The following is a 17,701-nucleotide window of genomic DNA, read 5'->3' on the forward strand; positions in this document are numbered from 1 at the left end:
AAGCTAAGCCTTACAGCGCCGATGGTACTGCAGGGGGGACCCTGTGGGAGAGTAGGACGCCGCCGAACAATCATTGCTGAAGAACCCCCATCCGGTTTCCGGATGGGGGTTCTTCGCGTTTCCGGGCCGGTCCCGACGGGCTCCCCGAGCCCTCCCGAACGACCCCCGCCGAGTGGCTGGTCCGCCGTCAATATGCCGCTAAAACCGCCTGATCAGCGCACTGATCAGCGGAAAATCGCGTCGCACGCCGTAGTCTCGAAGGCGAGGGGAACAGGTGTCCGGGGTGTCTCCCGGGCCGGGTCCGGATCAAGAATGGTGCTCATGGGACGAGGCAGGCTGCGCATCTACCTCGGGGCGGCCCCCGGGGTCGGCAAGACGTACGCCATGCTCGCCGAGGCGCACCGGCGGCAGGAGCGTGGCACGGACGTCGTGGTCGCGTTCGTGGAGGACCACGGCCGTCGGCGGACGTCGGACATGGTCGCCGGGCTGGAGGTCGTGCTGCGCCAGCAGGTGGTGCACCGCGGCGCCCGGTTCTCCGAGATGGACCTGGACGCCGTCCTCGCCCGCCGGCCGCAGGTGGCCCTGGTGGACGAGCTGGCCCACACCAACGTCCCCGGCTGCCGCAACGACAAGCGCTGGCAGGACGTCGAGGAGCTGCTCGCGGCCGGGATCGACGTGATCTCCACCGTCAACGTGCAGCACCTGGAGTCGCTCGGGGACGCCGTCGAGGGCATCACCGGGGTGCGCCAGCGCGAGACCGTCCCGGACGAGGTGGTCCGCCGGGCGGACCAGATCGAGCTGGTGGACATGTCCCCGCAGGCGCTGCGACGACGGCTGGCGCACGGCAACGTGTACGCGCCGGAGAAGATCGACGCGGCCCTCGCCAACTACTTCCGCCCGGGCAACCTGACCGCGCTGCGCGAGCTGGCGCTGCTGTGGACCGCGGACCGGGTGGACGAGTACCTCCAGAAGTACCGGGCCGAGCAGGGCATCGAGGGCACCTGGCAGGCCCGGGAGCGGATCGTGGTGGGCCTGACCGGCGGGCCCGAGGGGGCGACGCTGATCCGCCGGGCGGCCCGGATCGCCGCCAGGGTCTCCGGTGGCGAGCTGCTCGCCGTGCACATCTCCCGCTCGGACGGGCTGGTGGGCTCGGGTTCGCCGCAGACGCTGATCGAGCAGCGCGCGCTGGTGGAGAGCCTCGGCGGCTCCTTCCACGCCGTGCTGGGCGACGACCCGGCCACCGGCCTGCTGGACTTCGCCCGGGGGGTGAACGCCACCCAGATCGTGCTGGGCACCAGTCGGCGGCCCGCCTGGCAGTACCTGTACGGGCCGGGCGTCGGCACCACGGTGACCCGGGAGGCCGGGGACATCGACGTCCACATGGTCACCCACGAGCACGCCGGGCACGGCCGGCGCGGCAGGATGCCGATCCGCGGGATCACCGACCTGGGCCGTACCCGGACGGTGGCCGGCTGGCTGATCGGGCTGGTCGGCCCGCCGCTGACGGCGATCGTGCTGGCCGCGATCGGCGGGCTGGGGCTCTCCACCGACATGCTGCTGTTCCTGTCGCTGACGGTGTGCGCGGCGCTGGTCGGCGGGCTGCTGCCGGCGGTCGGCTCGGCGCTGGTCGGCTCCTCGGTGCTGAACTACTACTTCACCCCGCCGCTGCACACCTTCACCATCAACGAGCCGCAGAACATCATGGCGGTGGCGATATTCACCGTCGTCGGCATATCGGTGTCGTCGGTGGTGGACCTCGCGGCCCGGCGCACCCATCAGGCGGCCCGCAGCCAGACCGAGGCGCAGACGCTCAGCGCGCTGGCCGGCACGGTGCTGCGCGGCGCGCCCAACGGCGACGGGGTGCTGACCGCGCTGATGGAGCAGGTCCGGGAGACCTTCGGGCAGGAGAGCGCCGCGCTGCTGGAGCGGCCCGATCCGCTCACCGCCTGGGTGCCGGTGGCCGCCGCCGGGCCGCGCCCGCCGGAGCGGCCGGAGGAGGCCGACGTGGACGTCCCGGTCGGCGACAGCCTGGCGCTGGTGCTGCGCGGCCGGGTGCTGCCCGGCGCGGACCGCCGCCTGCTCGGTGCGTTCGCGGCCCAGGCCGCCGTGGTGCTGGAGCGCCGCCGGCTGGCCCGGGAGGCCGTCGAGGCCCGCCGGGAGGCCGAGGGCAACCGGATCCGGACGGCTCTGCTGGCCGCCGTCTCGCACGACCTGCGCACCCCGCTGGCGGGCATCAAGGCCTCGGTGACCTCGCTGCGTTCGGCCGACGTCGACTGGGCCCCGGAGGACGAGGCCGAGCTGCTGGCCGGCATCGAGGCCGGGGCCGACCGGCTGGACCACCTGATCAACAACCTGCTCGACATGAGCCGCCTGCAGACCGGGACGGTCACCCCGCTGATCCAGGAGACCGATCTGGACGAGGTGGTGCCGTTCGCGCTCGGCGGGGTGCCGCCGGAGTCCGTCCGGCTGGAGGTACCGGAGACGCTGCCGATGGTCCGGGCCGACGGCGGGCTGCTGGAGCGCTCGCTGGCCAACCTGGTGGAGAACGCCGTCAAGTACAGCCCGGACGGCGTCAAGGTGCTGGTCAAGGCCGACGAGCTGCGGCAGCCGGGGGTTCCGGCCCGGGTCGAGCTGCGGATCGTGGACCGCGGCCCGGGCGTGCCCGAGGACGCCAAGGAGAAGATCTTCGCGCCGTTCCAGCGCTACGGCGACGCGCCGCGCGGCGCCGGGGTGGGCCTCGGACTCGCGGTGGCGCGGGGCTTCGTCGAGGCGATGGACGGTACCGTCACCGCCGAGGACACCCCGGGCGGCGGCCTCACCATGGTCGTCAGCCTGCCCGTGGTCGAACGGCCGCCCGAGACGGGGGTGCCGGGCGGCGACGGCGGCGATCCGCTCGCGGAGCTGATCACCTGAGCACGGGCGGCGCACCGGCCGGGCCCGTCACGCTCCCGGCGCCGCGTCAACGAGAGCCATCGAGCAGTCCCCCAGTCCGTAAGTCAGACAGCCCTGAAAGGCGGAGCCCGTAAATGACCCGGGTCCTCGTCGTGGACGACGAACCGCAGATCGTCCGCGCGCTGGTGATCAACCTCAAGGCCCGCAAGTACGAGGTGGACGCGGCCCATGACGGCGCGAGCGCCCTGGAGCTGGCCGCGGCCCGCCATCCGGACGTGGTCGTCCTCGACCTGGGCCTGCCCGACATGGACGGGGTCGAGGTGATCCGCGGTCTGCGCGGCTGGACCCGGGTGCCGATCATCGTGCTGTCCGCCCGGCACGCCTCGGACGAGAAGGTCGAGGCACTGGACGCCGGCGCCGACGACTACGTCACCAAGCCGTTCGGCATGGACGAGCTGCTCGCCCGGATGCGGGCCGCGGTGCGGCGGGCCGAGCCGGTGGCGGGGGAGGCCGACTCGCTGGTCGTCACCGAGTCCTTCACCGTCGACCTCGCGGCCAAGAAGGTCAACCGGGACGGTGCCGACGTCCGCCTCACCCCGACGGAGTGGCACCTGCTGGAGGTGCTGGTCCGCAACGCCGGGCGGTTGGTCAGCCAGACCCAGCTGCTCCAGGAGGTGTGGGGCCCGGCCTACCGCACCGAGACCAACTACCTGCGGGTCTACCTCGCCCAGCTGCGCCGCAAGCTGGAGCGCGACCCCTCGCACCCGCGCCACTTCATCACCGAACCGGGCATGGGATACCGGTTCGAGAGCTGACCGCGACCGCCCCCGGCGGCCGAACGACCTGCCGCCGGGGGGCCGGAACCCGGTACCCTTCCGACATGAGTGGTGACAACAGCAGCGGCCAGCCGCAGGGGCGGTTCCGCCGCATGCTCAGCCGGCTGACCTCCTCGGCCGAGGAACTGGACGCCGAGGAGCTGCGCCAGGAGATCGCCGCGGAGTCCGGCTGCACACCGATCGCCGGCTGCGGGGACCGCGAGCTGGTCACCGTCGCGGGCACGCTGCGCACGGTGACGCTGCGGCCGAGGGCGGGTGTGCCCGCCCTGGAGGCCGAACTCTTCGACGGCACCGAGGCGCTGGACGTGGTCTGGCTCGGCCGCCGCTCGATCGTCGGGATAGAGCCCGGCCGCCGGCTGGTCGCCAGCGGTCGGATCGGTCACGCACGCGGGCGCCGCGTGCTGTTCAACCCCCGCTACGAGCTGCGTCCGGTCGGACACGGGAGCGAATGAGCGTGAGCAACCAGCCCGGCGGCGAGACCGCCGCCCAGCTCGACCCGGCCGTCGACCACGCGGCCGCGGAGGCCGCCCGCAGGGCCGCCTCCAAGGAGGCCGCCGACACCGTGCTGCAGGCCTTCGGCGGCGTCCGCGGCATGATCGACATGACGCTGCCCGGCCTGGTCTTCATCGTCACGTACAACCTGACCCACCAGGTCAGCAGCGCCGCCTGGGCCGCGCTGGGCCTGAGCGCCCTGTTCGTGGTGGCCCGGCTGGCGCGCCGGGAGACCATCCAGCACGCCTTCAGCGGGGTGTTCGGCGTCGCCCTCGGCGCCTGGATCGCGATGAAGAGCGGCAAGGCCGAGGACTTCTACCTGCCAGGCCTGCTCTGGAACGTCGGCTACTGCGTCGCGCTGGCGACCTCCGCCCTGGTGCGCTGGCCGATGATCGGGGTGATGCTCGGTCCGATCACCGGCGAGATGTTCACCTGGCGCAAGGAGAACCCGGGCCGCCTGGCCGCCTACACCAAGGCGACCTGGGCGTGGGTGCTGATCATGGGCGCCAAGCCGCTGGTCCTCTTCCCGCTGTACTTCACCCACAACGTCAACCTGCTGGGCTGGCTGAAGGTCGCCCTCGGCATCCCGCCGCTGCTGCTGGCGATGTACGTGACCTGGCAGATCCTGCTGAAGGCGCCGCCGCCGATCAAGGCGCAGCTGGACGAGGAGGAGCCGGCGAAGTAGCCGCCTCCCGGCCGGCCGAGCAACGGCGAAGGGCCCGCACCCCGACGAGGGGTGCGGGCCCTTCCGCTGTGCCGCCGGGGCTACTGGGCGCCCGAGGTGCCCGAGAGCAGCTGCTCCAGCTCCTCCTCGCGCTCCTGCGCGGCGACGAAGAGCAGCTCGTCGCCGCCCTCCAGGGTGTCGTCCTTGCCCGGCACCAGCACCCGGCCCTCGCGGATGATGGTCACCAGCGCGGTGTCCTGCGGCCAGGTCACGTCGCCGACCCGGGTGCCGACCAGCACGGCGTCGGAGGCCAGGGTCAGCTCGACCAGGTTGGCATTGCCCTGGCTGAAGCGCATCAGGCGGACCAGGTCGCCGACGCTGACCGCCTCCTCGACCAGCGCGGACATCAGACGCGGGGTGGAGACGGCCACGTCCACGCCCCAGGACTCGTTGAAGAGCCACTCGTTCTTGGGGTTGTTCACCCGGGCGACCACCCGCGGCACCGCGTACTCGGTCTTGGCGAGCAGCGAGACGACCAGGTTGACCTTGTCGTCACCGGTCGCGGCGATCACCACGTGGCAGCGCTGGAGCGCGGCCTCGTCCAGCGAGGTGATCTCGCAGGCGTCGGCCAGCAGCCACTCCGCCATCGGCACCCGCTCCACCGAGATGGAGTTGGGGTTCTTGTCAATCAGCAGGACCTCGTGGCCGTTCTCCAGCAGCTCGCCCGCGATCGAGCGGCCCACGGCACCGGCCCCGGCAATGGCGACCCGCATCAGTGACCCTCCTCCTTCGGCCCCTGTGCGAACGCGGCCTCGACGGCCGTCAGGTCGGCCCGGCGCAGCATCACGTGCACCAGGTCGCCCTCCTGCACCACCATCTGCGGCGAGGGGAGCACGCCCTCGCCGAGCCGGGTGACGAACGCCACCCGGGTGCCGGAGGCCTCCTCCAGCCGGCTGATCCGCTGGCCGATCCAGCCCGGGTGGTAGGCGACCTCGGCGAGCTGCACGCCGCCGCTCGGGTCCTGCCACAGCGGCTCGGCGCCGCTCGGCAGCAGTCGGCGCAGCATCTGGTCGGCGGTCCAGCGGACCGTCGCCACGGTGGGGATGCCCAGGCGCTGGTAGACCTCGGCGCGGCGGGGGTCGTAGATCCGGGCGGCGACGTTCTCGACGCCGAAGTTCTCCCGCGCGACGCGCGCGGCGATGATGTTGGAGTTGTCACCGCTGGAGACCGCGGCGAAGGCGCCGGCCTCCTCGATGCCCGCCTCGCGCAGGGTGTCCTGGTCGAAGCCGACGCCGGTCACCCGGCGCCCGTTGAACCCGGCGCCCAGCCGACGGAACGCGGTCGGGTCCTGGTCGACCACGGCCACCGAGTGGCCCTGTTTCTCGAGTGCTCTGGCGAGGGCGGAGCCCACGCGGCCGCAGCCCATGATCACGATGTGCACCGGCGCCTACCTCACCCGTCCCGAAGGGGCCTTGACCTGCGCAAACACCGTTCAGCTCCGTTTCCCGCCCGGTCGTCCGGGACGAGGTTCCTCGTGGGGGCGCCGACCCGGCAACGCTCGACAACCAGAGTGTTGCCCGCCGACTCGTATCCGACACGCTAGCCGGTCCACCGAACACAGTCGCGACGAAGGGGGGGACAAACGGCGCGGCCTCGACCGGGGAGCCCCTACGATTCCTTAACGTGCCTATGCCGACTGACCTTCCGAAACGCATCCTGATCGGGCGCGCCCTACGCAGTGACAAGCTGGGCGAGACGCTTCTCCCCAAGCGTCTCGCGCTGCCCGTGTTCGCCTCGGACGCGCTCTCCTCGGTCGCGTACGCCCCCGAGGAAATCCTGCTCACCCTGTCCATCGCGGGCGCTTCGGCGATCCATTTCTCCTGGCAGATCGGCGTCGTCGTGGCGATCGTGATGCTCGCCGTGGTCGCCTCGTACCGGCAGAACGTGCACGCCTACCCCAGCGGTGGCGGTGACTACGAGGTCGCGACCGTCAACCACGGTCCGGCCGCCGGTCTGGTGGTCGCCAGCGCGCTGATGGTCGACTACGTGCTCACCGTGGCCGTGTCGACCACCTCGGGCGTCGCCAACGTCGTCTCCGCCGTGCCCGCGCTGCGCGGCCACGAGGCGATCGTGTCCGTGGTCGTGGTCGTACTGCTGATGGGCATGAACCTGCGCGGTGTGCGGGAGTCCGGAAGCGCCTTCGCCGTTCCCACCTACGCCTTCATGGTCGGCGTGATCGGAATGGTCGGCTACGGCGTCTTCCGGCATTTCGCGCTCGACCAGGACATGCCCGCCGAGAGCTCCGGTTTCCACCTCGCCGCCACCCCCGGCAACGACTCGCTGGCCGGCTTCGCGATGGTGTTCCTGCTGCTGAAGTCGTTCTCCTCGGGCTGTGCCGCGCTCACCGGTGTGGAGGCGATCTCCAACGGCGTGCCGGCCTTCCGCAAGCCGAAGAGCAAGAACGCCGCCACCACACTGCTGATGATGGCGAGCATCGCCGTAGTGATGTTCATGGGCATCATCTGGCTGGCCCGGCTGACCGGTGTCCAGATGGCCGAGAACCCGAGCGAGCAGCTCGTCGGCGCCTCGCCGGGCTACCACCAGAAGACCGCGCTGGCGCAGATCAGCGAGGCCGTGTTCAACAACTTCACGCCCGGCTTCTACTTCGTCGCGGCGGTCACCGGTCTGATCCTGGTGCTCGCCGCCAACACCGCCTTCAACGGCTTCCCGGTGCTCGGCGCGATCCTCGCCCAGGACCGCTACCTGCCGCGCCAGCTGCACACCCGCGGCGACCGGCTGGCCTTCTCCAACGGCATCATCCTGCTGGCGATCGCCGCGATCCTGCTGATCCTCGCCTTCGACGCCGATCCGAACCGGCTGATCCAGCTCTACATCGTCGGCGTCTTCGTCGCCTTCAACATGAGCCAGTCGGGCATGATCCGGCACTGGACCCGGCTGCTGCGCACCGAGACCGACCCGGCCAAGCGCCGTCACATGCAGCGCAGCCGGGCGATCAACGCCTTCGGCCTGGTGATGACCATGGCCGTGCTGATCGTCGTGCTGGTCACCAAGATCGGCCACGCCTGGATCGCGATCGCCGCGATGGCCGTGCTGTTCGTGATGATGAAGGGCATCCGGCGCCACTACGACCGGATCTCCGACGAGCTCACCGCCGCCGAGGAGCCGGACGACGTGGTGCTGCCCACCCGGGTGCACGCCATCGTGCTGGTCTCCAAGCTGCACAAGCCGGCGCTGCGCGCCCTGGCGTACGCCAGGCTGGCCCGGGCCCACACGCTGGAGGCCGTCACGGTCAACGTCGATCCGGCGGACACCGCGGCGCTGCGGCGGGAGTGGGACGAGCGCGGCATCGAGGTGCCGCTCAAGGTGCTGGACTCGCCGTACCGCGAGATCACCGGGCCGGTCCTGGACTACGTGAAGAACCTGCGGCGCAGCAGCCCGCGGGACGTGGTCTCGGTCTACATCCCGGAGTACGTGGTGGGCCACTGGTACGAGCACCTGCTGCACAACCAGAGCGCGCTGCGGCTCAAGGGGCGGCTGCTGTTCAAGCCCGGGGTGATGGTCACCTCGGTACCGTGGCAGCTGGAGTCCTCGGAGCGGCGCAAGCCGCAGAAGGCCTGGTCGGCGCCGGGCGCCGTCCGGCGTGGCGAGCCGCGCGCGCCGAAGGCCGTACAGTCGAAGGATTCCGTCTCCACCGGTACGAACGCCGGTGACACCTCCGACCGCAGCAAGGACTCCTCCCAGTGACCCGCAACACTCCGCCCCGCTCCTCGGGCTCCTCCGGCAAGGGCGCCCGCCGGGGCGGCTCCCAGCCCGGGCAGGTCTCCCGGCCGCGCTGGGGCCGTCCGGCTCGTCCGGAGGCCACCGACCGCGACGGCCTCACCGCGCGCACCGCGCCGATCGTCCCGGGCGAGCGGGAGGACCGGGAGCCCGCCGGCCCGGAGGCCGCGAAGGGCAAGGGCGCCGCGGGCAGGGGCGGCTCCGCCAAGGGCGCGGCGAAGGGTGCCGGCAAGGACGCCGGTCAGGGCGCGCCGAAGGGCGCCGCCGGGGCCGGCCGGAAGGCGCCGCGCAAGCAGGCGGTGCGGCCGCCCAAGGCGCTGCGCACCGCCGCCGCGCGTCCGTCGCGGCCCGAGGCGCCCTCCGGGGAGCCGTTGGCCGGGCAGCGCTACGAGGTCGAGGTCGGCCCGGTCGCGCACGGCGGCGGGCACTGCGTGGCCCGGCACGAGGGGCGGGTGCTGTTCGTGCGGCACGCGCTGCCCGGTGAGAAGGTCGTCGCGCTGGTGACCGACGGGACCACCACCTCGCGGTTCCTGCGGGCCGACGCGGTGGAGGTGCTGGAGCCCGCCAAGGACCGGATCGAGGCGCCCTGCCCGTTCTCCGGGCCGGGAAAGTGCGGCGGCTGCGACTGGCAGCACGTCACCCCGGGCGGGCAGCGCAAGCTCAAGGCGGCGGTGCTGACCGAGCAGCTGGCCAAGCTGGCCGGGCTCACCCCGGCCGAGGCCGGCTGGGACGGCAGCGTCGAGCCGGTCGGCGGCAAGCTGCCGGCCGGGCAGGTGCCGGCCTGGCGCACCCGGGTGCAGTACGCGGTGGACGCCGCGACCGGGAAGGTCGGCCTGCGCAAGCACCGCTCGCACGACGTGCAGCCGGTGGACCGCTGCCTGATCGCCGCCGAGGGCGTCACCGAGCTGGGCATCGAGGCCCGGGACTGGCCGGGGGTGGCGAGCGTCGAGGTGATCGCCGCGGCCGGCTCCTCGGACCGCCAGGTGGTGCTCACCCCGCGCGACGGCGCCCAGCTGCCGCTGGTCGAGCTGGACAAGCCGGTGTCGATCGCCCGGGTGGACGACCAGGGCGACGTGCACAAGGTGCACGGGCGCGGCTTCGTCCGCGAGCGGGCCGCCGGGCGGACCTGGCGGGTCAGCAACGGCGGCTTCTGGCAGATCCACCCGGAGGCGCCGGACACCCTGGTCGACGCCGTGCTGGACGGGCTGGACCCGCAGTGGGGCGAGAACGCGCTCGACCTGTACTGCGGAGTCGGCCTGTTCGCGGGCGCGCTGGCCGACCGGGTCGGCGAGGACGGCGCGGTGCTCGGCATCGAGTCCGCCAAGCAGGCCGTGGTCGACGCCCGGCACAACCTGGCCGCGCTGGACAACGTGCGGATCGAGTGCGACCGGGTCGAGACGCTGCTGCCGCGCACCGGCATCACCGCCACCGACCTGATCGTGCTGGACCCGCCGCGCTCGGGCGCCGGCCGCGAGACCGTCGCCCACCTGGCCGGCCTGGAGGCGCGCCGGATCGCGTACGTGGCCTGCGACCCGGCGGCGCTCGCCCGGGACCTGAAGTTCTTCCGCGAGGGCGGCTACCGGCCGGTGTCGCTGCGGGCCTTCGACCTGTTCCCGATGACCCACCACTTCGAGTGCGTGGCGATCCTGGAGCCGACCGGGGAGTGATCCCGGGTACCGGGGGCCGTCCCCCGGGCACCGGCAAGCGATGGAGGCGGTCACCCGTTCGGGGTGACCGCCTCCGCCGCGTCCGGGGCCGGCCACGCGTTCGCGGCCGTTCCTCCGCGGCTACGCGTTCGCGTCCATGGCCGGCTACTCGTTGTGCTCCTCCTCGTCGGTGCTGTGCGGGAGGTCGATGCCGTGCTGGGCGGCGAGCCGCAGGAGCGAGGCGACCCGGCCCTCGTACGCCTGGACGCCGTCGGCGTCCCCTTCGGCCCGTGCCGCCGCGAGGTCCCGGCGGGCCTGGGCGAGCTGCTCGCGCAGCTCCTGGTCGAACATGGCTGTCATCGGTCGGCCTCCGCACCGGTCGGCGCCCGCTCGGGGGAGCGCAGGGGAGTTCTCAGAGTCCCGGACGGTGCGGCACTCTTCAAGTCCCGCTCGTCCTGGTGGGGGGACCCCGCGGGCGGGGAACGGGGCCCGGATCAGGCCGGAGGTGACGGCAAGGTTGCGTGGGGGCGTGCGGCAGGTGTGCGGGCGGTGTGCACGCGCCCTTGTTGTGCTAGCACTTGAGCGCTAGCTTGAACGGCATGGGTAAGAAGCAGCTGAACGTGCGGGTCGACGCCACGACCGCCGAGATGGCCCGGGAACGGGCGGAGCAGCAGGGGATCTCCATGAACCAGTACATCGAGCGCCTGGTCCAACAGGACATGGGCGAGTCCGGGCGGGCCTTCGTGGACGCGGCCGCGCAGTTCATGAAGGAGTACGAGTCGGCCTTCCTCGCCGAGTTCGGGGAGCCGGGCGACCTCCAGGACGTGCGCCGTTGAAGCTGGAGGTCGACCTCTCGTGGCTGCTGATGACCGCCGAGCAGTACACCCCCGGTGACCCGCAGGTCACCGACTACGGCTCGCTGCTCGCGGCCGTCACCCGGCACCAGGCCGAGATCTTCGACATCTCGGTCTACCCCGAACCGCAGGACCGCGCCGCCGCGCTGATGCACCAGCTGATCCGGGTGCCCGCGCTGGAGAAGACCAACGAACTCTTCGCGACCGCCGTCGCCTACGCCTACCTGGTCGCCAGCGGCTGCACCGTCGCCACCACCGCCCGCGAGGTGCGCAGCCTCTCCCGGGCCATCCGCGAGGGGCGGCTCGGGGTGTCGGGCGTCGCCGAGCGGCTGGCGGCCTGGGTGGTGGACGAGGCGGAGGGCGAGGGCGTCACCGGGGCGGACGAGGAGGACGAGGACGACGACTGACCGGCGCCGTCCCCGTCGTGGCGCACCGGCTGCGCCGCCTCAGCCCCGGGGGGCGGCGGGCTCCGCGATCAGGGCGGTCGCGAACCGGCGGAAGCCGGCCCTGCGGTAGATCCGGGCGACGTCCTCGTCGGTGGCGGACAGGAACACCGTCCGTACGCCGTCGGCCCGGGCGTGCGCGACCAGGGCCGCGGTGACCGCGAGGCCCAGGCCGCGCCGGCGGGCGGAGGGCAGCGTGCCCACCCCGACCACCTCGGTGACCGGGCCCACCGGGTTGTGCTGGCCCGCGCACAGCGGCGCGCCGCCCTCCAGGGCCGCGGCCAGCACGGTGGTGCCGTCGCCGATCCGCTGCGCGATCCGCGCCACCCCGCCCTCGGCCGTCAACGCGGCCGCGCTCCGCGCCAGTTCGGCCGCGCCGGCCGTGCCGGTGGCGGTGCCCGGGCTGCCGAAGGCCACGTGCGGGACGGCCACCGCCTCCGCCAGCTCGGGCGCGTCCGGGCCCAGCACCCGCACCTCCACCCGCTCCGGCAGCACCGGCGCCGGGGCCGGCTCCTGCTGCGCGTCGAGCACCAGCAGCGGGTGCTCGTGCACCGTCAGACCGGCCGCCTCGACCGCCGCGCGCAGCTCCGGGTTCCGTTCGGCCACCCATTCGAAGGCCTCCGGCACGCCCAGCTCGCGCTGGCGCGCCAGCACCCGGCGGACGTCCTCGGCGGTGACGGCCGGGCCGTCGTGGCCGAACGTCGGGCGGGCGTAGTAGTGCCAGCCGGTAGCGCCCTTGCGGACGAAGAGGGTCAGCGGGCCGAAGTCCTCGGTGCGGGCGGCGCTGCGCGGCACGGCGTCGTAGTAGCGCTCGATCTCGTCGAGCAGGGGACGGTCGGAAGCATGATCAGCTGGGGTCACGGCGTGCATCCAAGCAGGGGCGGAGGGCGGGGCGCCACCGGTTTGTCGACGGGGTCGGGGCCCGTAGCCGCCAGTCGGCCGGGGCCGATTGTTGCCGAACGCTTACCCGCTCGCTGCGATCTTGTGCGGACACGGCGTGCATGCTGAAGGCTTTACAGCTCTGCCGAGGGGGACGGCGGACGTCTGCACTCGGCGAGGCAAGGGGGAAGACAGGCCCATGAGGCTCTGCTTTCTGGTGGAGGAACACTACCGGCGCGACGGCATGCCGCTCGACGTGGCGCGCCAACTCACGGCGTGGGGGCACCGGGTGGACGTGCTGCGCCCCGGGGACTCGCTGCTGGCGATCTCCGAGGAGGTTCGGGCCGGCAGCCACGACGCCTGGGTGCTCAAGACCGTGTCCGGCGGGCCCGGGCTGACCCTGCTGGAGTCGGCCGCCGCCGTCGGCCTCACCACGGTGAACGACGTGCGCTCGATCCGCGGGGTCCGGGACAAGGCGCTCGCCGCGGTCATCGGCCGCACCCGGGGCCTGCCCGTCCCGGTGACGTACGCGGCCGCGCGCTGGGAACGGCTGGCGGAGATCCCGGCCACCGAGTACCCGCTGGTGGTCAAGCCCGCCGACGGCAGCTCCGGGCGCGCCGTCCGGCTGGTGCGCGGCCCCGAGCAGCTGCTGGAGGTCGGGCCGGAGCTGGCGGGGGAGGGGCTGCTGATCGCGCAGCCGTACGTGCCCAACTCCGGGACCGACCTCAAGGTGTACTGCGTCGACGGCGAGCTCTTCGCGACGGAGCGTTCCTCCCCGCTGCACCCCGGGCAGGGCGTGCGTGAGCGCCAGGTGCCGCTGCCGGGCAGCGTCGCCCGGATCGTGGCGCAGGTCGGCGAGGTGTTCGGGCTGGACCTGTACGGGGTGGACGTGCTGCTGGGGCCGGACGGGCCGGTGGTGGTGGACGTCAACGACTTCCCGAGCTTCCGGCAGGTGCCGGACGCGGTGGCCAAGGTCGCCCGGGCGGTGCTGCGGCTCGCGCGCAGCGGGACGGCCGTGTCGGTGCCCGGCGGGTCGGCCGTTCCGGTGTCGGGCGGGTCGGTGCCCGGCGGGTCGGCCGCCGCGCTGGTGCCCGCGGGCGGCGGGCCGTACGGACGACGGGGCTTCGGCGAGGGGGAGTTGCTGTGAAGGTCGGGCTGATCGCCGGGGACCCCGGCCATCCGGTGCTGGCGGCGGCCGCCGAACTGCTGGTGCGCCAGGGGCACGAGGTGGCGGCCGTCCCGCCGGCGGGGCCGGTGACCGGGCTGGCGGACGTCTACCTGCTCAAGGCCCGTACGCCCCAGGCGCTGGCGCTGGCACGGGAGTTGGAGCGGCGGGGCGCGCCGGTGGTCAACTCGGCGGCGGCCACCGAGCTGTGCCAGGACCGGGTGCGGATGGCCGACCTCGCCCGTGCGGCCGGACTGCCCTTCGCGGCCACGCACGCGGCCGGGCGACTGGGCGAACTCGCCGGTCCGGCCTACCCGTTCGTGGTGAAGAGTCGGCACAGCAGGCGGCACGACCTGGTCGCCCGGGTGGACGGCCCGGCCCGGCTGCGCGAACTCGCCGAGCGCTGGCCGGAGGAGCCGGTCGTCACCCAGCCGTTCGTCCCGGGGACCGGCTGGGACCAGAAGCTGTGGGTGGTCGACGGGCAGGTGTTCGCGGCCCGGCGGCAGTCCGAACTCGCCACCGGTACGGGGAAGTCGGGGCGGGCGGAGGACTGGGAGCCGTCCGCCGGGCGGGCCGCGCTCGCGCTGCGGGTCGGCGAGGTGTTCGGGCTCGACGTGTACGGGGTCGACCTGCTCGACGGGCCCGCCGAGCCGGTCATCGTGGACGTCAACGCCTTCCCGGGGGTCCGTGGCCGGCCCGGCGCGCCGGAGGCGCTCGTGGCGCTGGCGCTGCGGGTCGGGGCGGAGCGCGGGCGGGTGCTCGCGGGACGGGGCCCGGCGGGTCGGGAGTCAGTCGAGCCCGACGCCGTCGGGCGGGAGGCCGCCGGACGGGCGCTCGCGGGGACGGGGCCGGGGAGGGGCACGCGGTAGGCCGGTCGGCGCGGCGGCCTGGGCATCGGTGCGGGGAGTCGGTCCGCGGAGGTCGTTAGGCTGGCTGGCGCCCCGACCGGCCGGGGCGTACGGCGAGAGAAGACGGAACCTTGCTCCAGGACATCGAGCGCTACCTGGCCTGCCCGCACTGTGCGCAGGCCCTCACCCGGCACGACCGCAGCCTGCGCTGCCCGGCCGGGCACAGCTTCGACCTCGCCAAGCAGGGCTACGTCAGCCTCCTCGCCGGCGACGCCCACACCGGCACGGGGGACACCGCCGAGATGGTCGCGGCCCGCGCGGACTTCCTCGCCGCCGGGCACTACCGGCCGATCGCCGAGGCACTGGCGGAGGCCGCCTCCGTCGCCGTCGTCGCCGACGCCGACGCCTCGGCTTCGGGGTCCGCCTCCGCCGCCACCTCGGGGTCCGCCGACGCCGGCGAGTCCGGTGGCCTGGTCGCCGACCTCGGCGCCGGCACCGGCCACTACCTGGCGCACGTGCTGGACGCCCTGCCCGGCACCGTGGGCGCGGCCCTCGACATCTCCAAGTTCGCGCTGCGCCGCGCCGCCAGGGCGCACCCCCGGATCGGCGCCGTGGTGTGCGACGCCTGGCGCCCGCTGCCGCTGCGGGACGCCTCGACCGGGCTGATGCTCAACGTCTTCGCCCCGCGCAACGGGCCGGAGATCCGCCGGGTGCTGCGCCCGGGCGGCACCCTGCTGCTGGTCTCGCCGACCGCCCGCCACCTGCGCGAACTCGTCGACGCGCTGGGGTTGCTGTCGGTGGACGAGGAGAAGCAGCGGCGGATCGACGAGAAGCTCGGGCCGTACCTGGAGCCCGTGGGGCGGCGGGAGGTCGAGTTCACCCTGCGGCTCGGCCCGCAGGACGTGCGCACCGTCGTCGGCATGGGGCCGAGCGCCTGGCACACCGACCCGGAGCGGCTCGGCGCCGCGCTCGCGGAGCTGCCGGAGCCGGTGGAGGTGACGGCCTCGGTGACGGTGGCCGCGTACCGGCGCTGAGCGCCACGTTGGGATGAATCTGCCGCGCAGGCACGTTTCTGCCGGTCGGCCTGCGGCTAACGTCCGACGGGTGAACCGCGACGCCACCAGGCCCGCAGGGCCGCCCCACCTCCGGCCGGACGCCCCGGGGCCCGACCGGCCACCCGTGCCGCGCCCCACCGTCGAGGAGCTCCGGCTCACCTCGTTCAAGTCCTACCGGCGCGCGGTGCTGCCGCTCGCGCCCCTCACCGTGCTGCACGGGCCCGCCGGGGTCGGCAAGTCCAACGCCCTCGACGCGCTGGCCGTGCTGTCCCGGCTCGCCCTCGGCGAGGAGATCGCGGACTCGCTGGACGGGCTGCCCGAGCGCACCGGCCCGCTCGCCGGGCCCGTCCGCGGCGGCCTGGACGGGTGCGTCCCGCACGGGCGGGACGCGATCATCCTCGGCTGCACCGTCCGCTCGCCGCACGGCCTGATCCGGCTCGACGTGGTGGTCCGCACCGACGGCCCGGTCCGGATCGCCCGGGAGTCGCTCACCCTCGACGGCCGGACCCTGATGGACACCGGCGAGCAGGACGTCCGCAACCGGCGGGTCAACGTCTGCTGGCACAACGACAGCCGACAGGGCGACATCCGGGCGCCGTTCCCCAGCGGCACGATGATCACCGCGCAGCTGCCGCTGCGGGTCGCCGGCTCCTCGGCCGGGGAGTGCCTCGTCCTCGCCGCCACCGAGGACCTGCTCACCGCGCTGCGCGAGGTCTTCCCGCTGCACCCCGTCCCCGCGCTGATGCGCGGCTGGGCCCGGGCCGACCCGCAGGCCCGGCTGCGCAGCAACGCCGCCAACATCTCCGCCGTCGTCGCCCGGCTGAGCAACGAGTGCCCGCGCCGGTACGGGCAGCTGCTGCGCGCCGTGCAGTCCGCCGCGCCCCACCCGCTGCTCGGGCTCACCCTGGCCGAGCGCGAGAGCGCGGGCGTACGGCGGGTCCTCGCCGTCTTCGACGAGGGCGTCCTCGGGCGCACCGGGGCCGACCAGGCCTCCGACGGCATGCTGCGCCACCTCGCCTTCGCGGCGGTGCTGCTGACCGGGGCCGGGGTGCTCGACCTCGACGTGGCCGCCGAGGTGCCCTGGGCGCACCGGCAGCTCACCGTGCTCGCCGAGGACCTGGGCGCGGGGCTCTCCGCCGAGCAGACCGCCACGCTGCTGCGGCTGGCGCGGGACATGGCGGAGCGCAGCCAGCTGCGGGTGGTCGCGGCCCTGCAGGAGCCGGCGGCGGCACGGGAGGTGCTGGGTGCCACTCCCGGTGGCGGGGTGGTGCTGGTCGAGTGCCGGCGGGATCCGGACTCGGGGTTCACGGTGCTGCGGACGGAGGCGGCGCGGGTGCCGGCCCAGGGCGGGCGCGGGGAGGCGGCCGGGAGGGCGGGCCTCGGGCCCGACGGCGGGGAGGACGGGGGTGCGGTCGCGGGCGAGGGCCTGGCGGCGGAGCGGGCCGCGGGGCGGTCGGCGGGAGAGGGGGGCTCGGCCGGATCCCCGGAGGGCGGTGCGGAGTCCCCGGCGGGTGGTGGGGCGGCGGGTCGCGATGCGGTAGACCTGGAGGGGTGAGCGAACGAGTGACGGGGCCGGCGGAGCCCACCGTGGAGGCCTTGCGGCAGCGGCTGGTGGACTTCGCGGCGGCCCGGCGGTGGGAACCCTTCCACACCCCGAAGAACCTGGCGGCGGCGCTGAGCGTGGAGGCGGGGGAGCTGCTGGAGATCTTCCAGTGGCTCACGCCGGAACAGGCGGACGCGGTGATGTCCGATCCGGAGCGCGCGCACCGGGTGCGCGACGAGGTCGCGGACGTGCTGGCGTACCTGCTGCAGTTCTGCACGGCGGTCGGGGTGGAGCCGCTGGAGGCCCTGGCGGCCAAGATCGAGCGGAACGAGCTCCGCTTCCCGGTGCCGGTGGACGCGGCCGGTGCCTCTGGGGACGCGGCCGGGGGCGCCGAGACGACGGCCTCCGTCAACTCGGACGTGGGCGACCAACCCTTGTGAGGGACGAAAGTTATCCACAACCCCTCAGTTGTCCACAGGTTCTGACGACCTGGATGCGCGCTCGCGCTCTTCCTCGCACGCTTTCGCCGTGACCAGCCGTCACCGCTCGGCCGCCCTTCCCGGCGGCTCGGGCCGACGGCGACAGC

General features: G+C 73.9%; 17 protein-coding genes and 1 rRNA gene. 14 read left to right on the forward strand and 4 right to left on the reverse strand.

Translation table 11 applies throughout. The features are described 5' to 3' along the window. The 5 genes from rrf to ACZ7RU_RS00025 all read left to right on the forward strand — a co-directional run. Window positions 1-68, forward strand: a 5S ribosomal RNA gene (gene rrf / locus ACZ7RU_RS00005); the annotation flags it as partial. A gap of 253 nt (window positions 69-321) precedes the next feature. After that, window positions 322-2,913, forward strand: a complete 2,592-nt coding sequence (locus tag ACZ7RU_RS00010; protein WP_470338679.1) for a DUF4118 domain-containing protein — start codon at window positions 322-324, stop codon at window positions 2,911-2,913. 113 nt (window positions 2,914-3,026) lie between these two features. Further along, complete coding sequence (locus ACZ7RU_RS00015; protein WP_049657530.1) at window positions 3,027-3,707, forward strand: response regulator; 681 nt, start codon at window positions 3,027-3,029, stop codon at window positions 3,705-3,707. A 65-nt stretch (window positions 3,708-3,772) separates the two neighbouring features. Beyond that, window positions 3,773-4,180 (forward strand): OB-fold nucleic acid binding domain-containing protein, encoded by a 408-nt coding sequence (locus tag ACZ7RU_RS00020; RefSeq protein ID WP_470338680.1) that lies wholly within the window; start codon window positions 3,773-3,775, stop codon window positions 4,178-4,180. Further along, the gene (locus ACZ7RU_RS00025) at window positions 4,177-4,905 is read left to right on the forward strand and encodes a DUF3159 domain-containing protein (protein ID WP_470338681.1); all 729 of its coding nucleotides are present in this window, start codon (window positions 4,177-4,179) and stop codon (window positions 4,903-4,905) included. Before ACZ7RU_RS00020 ends, ACZ7RU_RS00025 begins: the two co-directional genes overlap by 4 nt. A gap of 80 nt (window positions 4,906-4,985) precedes the next feature. On the opposite strand, the gene ACZ7RU_RS00030 is transcribed toward ACZ7RU_RS00025, so the two are convergent. Together ACZ7RU_RS00030 and ACZ7RU_RS00035 are read right to left on the reverse strand one after the other, a co-directional pair. Beyond that, a complete protein-coding gene (locus ACZ7RU_RS00030) occupies window positions 4,986-5,657 on the reverse strand; it encodes a potassium channel family protein (RefSeq protein ID WP_470338682.1) in 672 nt (223 codons plus the stop codon). Further along, entirely contained in the window at window positions 5,657-6,325 is a 669-nt protein-coding gene (locus ACZ7RU_RS00035) for a potassium channel family protein (RefSeq protein ID WP_470338683.1), read from the reverse strand. Before ACZ7RU_RS00035 ends, ACZ7RU_RS00030 begins: the two co-directional genes overlap by 1 nt. Before the next feature lie 248 nt (window positions 6,326-6,573). Here ACZ7RU_RS00035 and ACZ7RU_RS00040 point away from each other — a divergent pair, with 248 nt between their 5' ends. Both ACZ7RU_RS00040 and ACZ7RU_RS00045 read left to right on the forward strand, forming a co-directional pair. After that, window positions 6,574-8,649: an APC family permease gene (locus tag ACZ7RU_RS00040; RefSeq protein ID WP_470338684.1), complete on the forward strand. Its 2,076-nt coding sequence runs from the start codon at window positions 6,574-6,576 to the stop codon at window positions 8,647-8,649. A gap of 404 nt (window positions 8,650-9,053) precedes the next feature. Continuing rightward, on the forward strand, window positions 9,054-10,349 hold the full coding sequence (locus tag ACZ7RU_RS00045; RefSeq protein WP_470339291.1) for a class I SAM-dependent RNA methyltransferase: 1,296 nt from the start codon (window positions 9,054-9,056) through the stop codon (window positions 10,347-10,349). Window positions 10,350-10,493: 144 nt separating this feature from the next. Here the strand turns inward: ACZ7RU_RS00045 and ACZ7RU_RS00050 are convergent, their stop codons facing one another. Continuing rightward, window positions 10,494-10,688 carry a hypothetical protein gene (locus ACZ7RU_RS00050; RefSeq protein WP_470338685.1) on the reverse strand — a complete coding sequence of 65 codons (195 nt, stop codon included), beginning with the start codon at window positions 10,686-10,688 and terminating at the stop codon, window positions 10,494-10,496. Window positions 10,689-10,927: 239 nt separating this feature from the next. Between ACZ7RU_RS00050 and ACZ7RU_RS00055 the strand changes: the two genes are divergently transcribed. Both ACZ7RU_RS00055 and ACZ7RU_RS00060 read left to right on the forward strand, forming a co-directional pair. Then, window positions 10,928-11,164: a toxin-antitoxin system HicB family antitoxin gene (locus tag ACZ7RU_RS00055; RefSeq protein ID WP_049659744.1), complete on the forward strand. Its 237-nt coding sequence runs from the start codon at window positions 10,928-10,930 to the stop codon at window positions 11,162-11,164. Then, window positions 11,161-11,589 (forward strand): fic family toxin-antitoxin system, toxin component, encoded by a 429-nt coding sequence (locus ACZ7RU_RS00060; protein ID WP_470338686.1) that lies wholly within the window; start codon window positions 11,161-11,163, stop codon window positions 11,587-11,589. Before ACZ7RU_RS00055 ends, ACZ7RU_RS00060 begins: the two co-directional genes overlap by 4 nt. 39 nt (window positions 11,590-11,628) lie before the next feature. Here the strand turns inward: ACZ7RU_RS00060 and ACZ7RU_RS00065 are convergent, their stop codons facing one another. Further along, window positions 11,629-12,495, reverse strand: coding sequence for a GNAT family N-acetyltransferase (locus ACZ7RU_RS00065; RefSeq protein ID WP_470338687.1), 867 nt, complete (start codon window positions 12,493-12,495; stop codon window positions 11,629-11,631). A 208-nt stretch (window positions 12,496-12,703) separates the two neighbouring features. Between ACZ7RU_RS00065 and ACZ7RU_RS00070 the strand changes: the two genes are divergently transcribed. The 5 genes from ACZ7RU_RS00070 to ACZ7RU_RS00090 all read left to right on the forward strand — a co-directional run bounded on the left by ACZ7RU_RS00070 (window position 12,704) and on the right by ACZ7RU_RS00090 (window position 17,555). Then, window positions 12,704-13,651 (forward strand): ATP-grasp domain-containing protein, encoded by a 948-nt coding sequence (locus tag ACZ7RU_RS00070; protein ID WP_470338688.1) that lies wholly within the window; start codon window positions 12,704-12,706, stop codon window positions 13,649-13,651. After that, window positions 13,648-14,538, forward strand: coding sequence for an ATP-grasp domain-containing protein (locus tag ACZ7RU_RS00075; RefSeq protein WP_470338689.1), 891 nt, complete (start codon window positions 13,648-13,650; stop codon window positions 14,536-14,538). Before ACZ7RU_RS00070 ends, ACZ7RU_RS00075 begins: the two co-directional genes overlap by 4 nt. A 110-nt stretch (window positions 14,539-14,648) precedes the next feature. Beyond that, the gene (locus ACZ7RU_RS00080) at window positions 14,649-15,551 is read left to right on the forward strand and encodes a putative RNA methyltransferase (protein WP_470338690.1); all 903 of its coding nucleotides are present in this window, start codon (window positions 14,649-14,651) and stop codon (window positions 15,549-15,551) included. A 70-nt stretch (window positions 15,552-15,621) separates the two neighbouring features. Then, the gene (locus tag ACZ7RU_RS00085) at window positions 15,622-17,127 is read left to right on the forward strand and encodes an AAA family ATPase (RefSeq protein WP_470338691.1); all 1,506 of its coding nucleotides are present in this window, start codon (window positions 15,622-15,624) and stop codon (window positions 17,125-17,127) included. Window positions 17,128-17,135: 8 nt separating this feature from the next. Next, window positions 17,136-17,555 carry a nucleotide pyrophosphohydrolase gene (locus ACZ7RU_RS00090; RefSeq protein ID WP_470339292.1) on the forward strand — a complete coding sequence of 140 codons (420 nt, stop codon included), beginning with the start codon at window positions 17,136-17,138 and terminating at the stop codon, window positions 17,553-17,555. The last annotated feature ends 146 nt before the right edge of the window (window positions 17,556-17,701 follow it).

This window comes from Kitasatospora sp. NPDC114501, from assembly GCF_055633695.1.

Excerpts from the sequence above, each read along its gene's own strand:
- ACZ7RU_RS00010 (WP_470338679.1), top strand. The coding sequence starts at position 322 with ATGGGACGAGGCAGGCTGCGCATCTACCTCGGGGCGGCCCCCGGGGTC.
- ACZ7RU_RS00015 (WP_049657530.1), top strand. The coding sequence starts at position 3,027 with ATGACCCGGGTCCTCGTCGTGGACGACGAACCGCAGATCGTCCGCGCG.
- ACZ7RU_RS00020 (WP_470338680.1), top strand. The coding sequence starts at position 3,773 with ATGAGTGGTGACAACAGCAGCGGCCAGCCGCAGGGGCGGTTCCGCCGC.
- ACZ7RU_RS00025 (WP_470338681.1), top strand. The coding sequence starts at position 4,177 with ATGAGCGTGAGCAACCAGCCCGGCGGCGAGACCGCCGCCCAGCTCGAC.
- ACZ7RU_RS00030 (WP_470338682.1), bottom strand. The coding sequence starts at position 5,657 with ATGCGGGTCGCCATTGCCGGGGCCGGTGCCGTGGGCCGCTCGATCGCG.
- ACZ7RU_RS00040 (WP_470338684.1), top strand. The coding sequence starts at position 6,574 with ATGCCGACTGACCTTCCGAAACGCATCCTGATCGGGCGCGCCCTACGC.
- ACZ7RU_RS00050 (WP_470338685.1), bottom strand. The coding sequence starts at position 10,688 with ATGACAGCCATGTTCGACCAGGAGCTGCGCGAGCAGCTCGCCCAGGCC.
- ACZ7RU_RS00055 (WP_049659744.1), top strand. The coding sequence starts at position 10,928 with ATGGGTAAGAAGCAGCTGAACGTGCGGGTCGACGCCACGACCGCCGAG.
- ACZ7RU_RS00065 (WP_470338687.1), bottom strand. The coding sequence starts at position 12,495 with ATGCACGCCGTGACCCCAGCTGATCATGCTTCCGACCGTCCCCTGCTC.
- ACZ7RU_RS00070 (WP_470338688.1), top strand. The coding sequence starts at position 12,704 with ATGAGGCTCTGCTTTCTGGTGGAGGAACACTACCGGCGCGACGGCATG.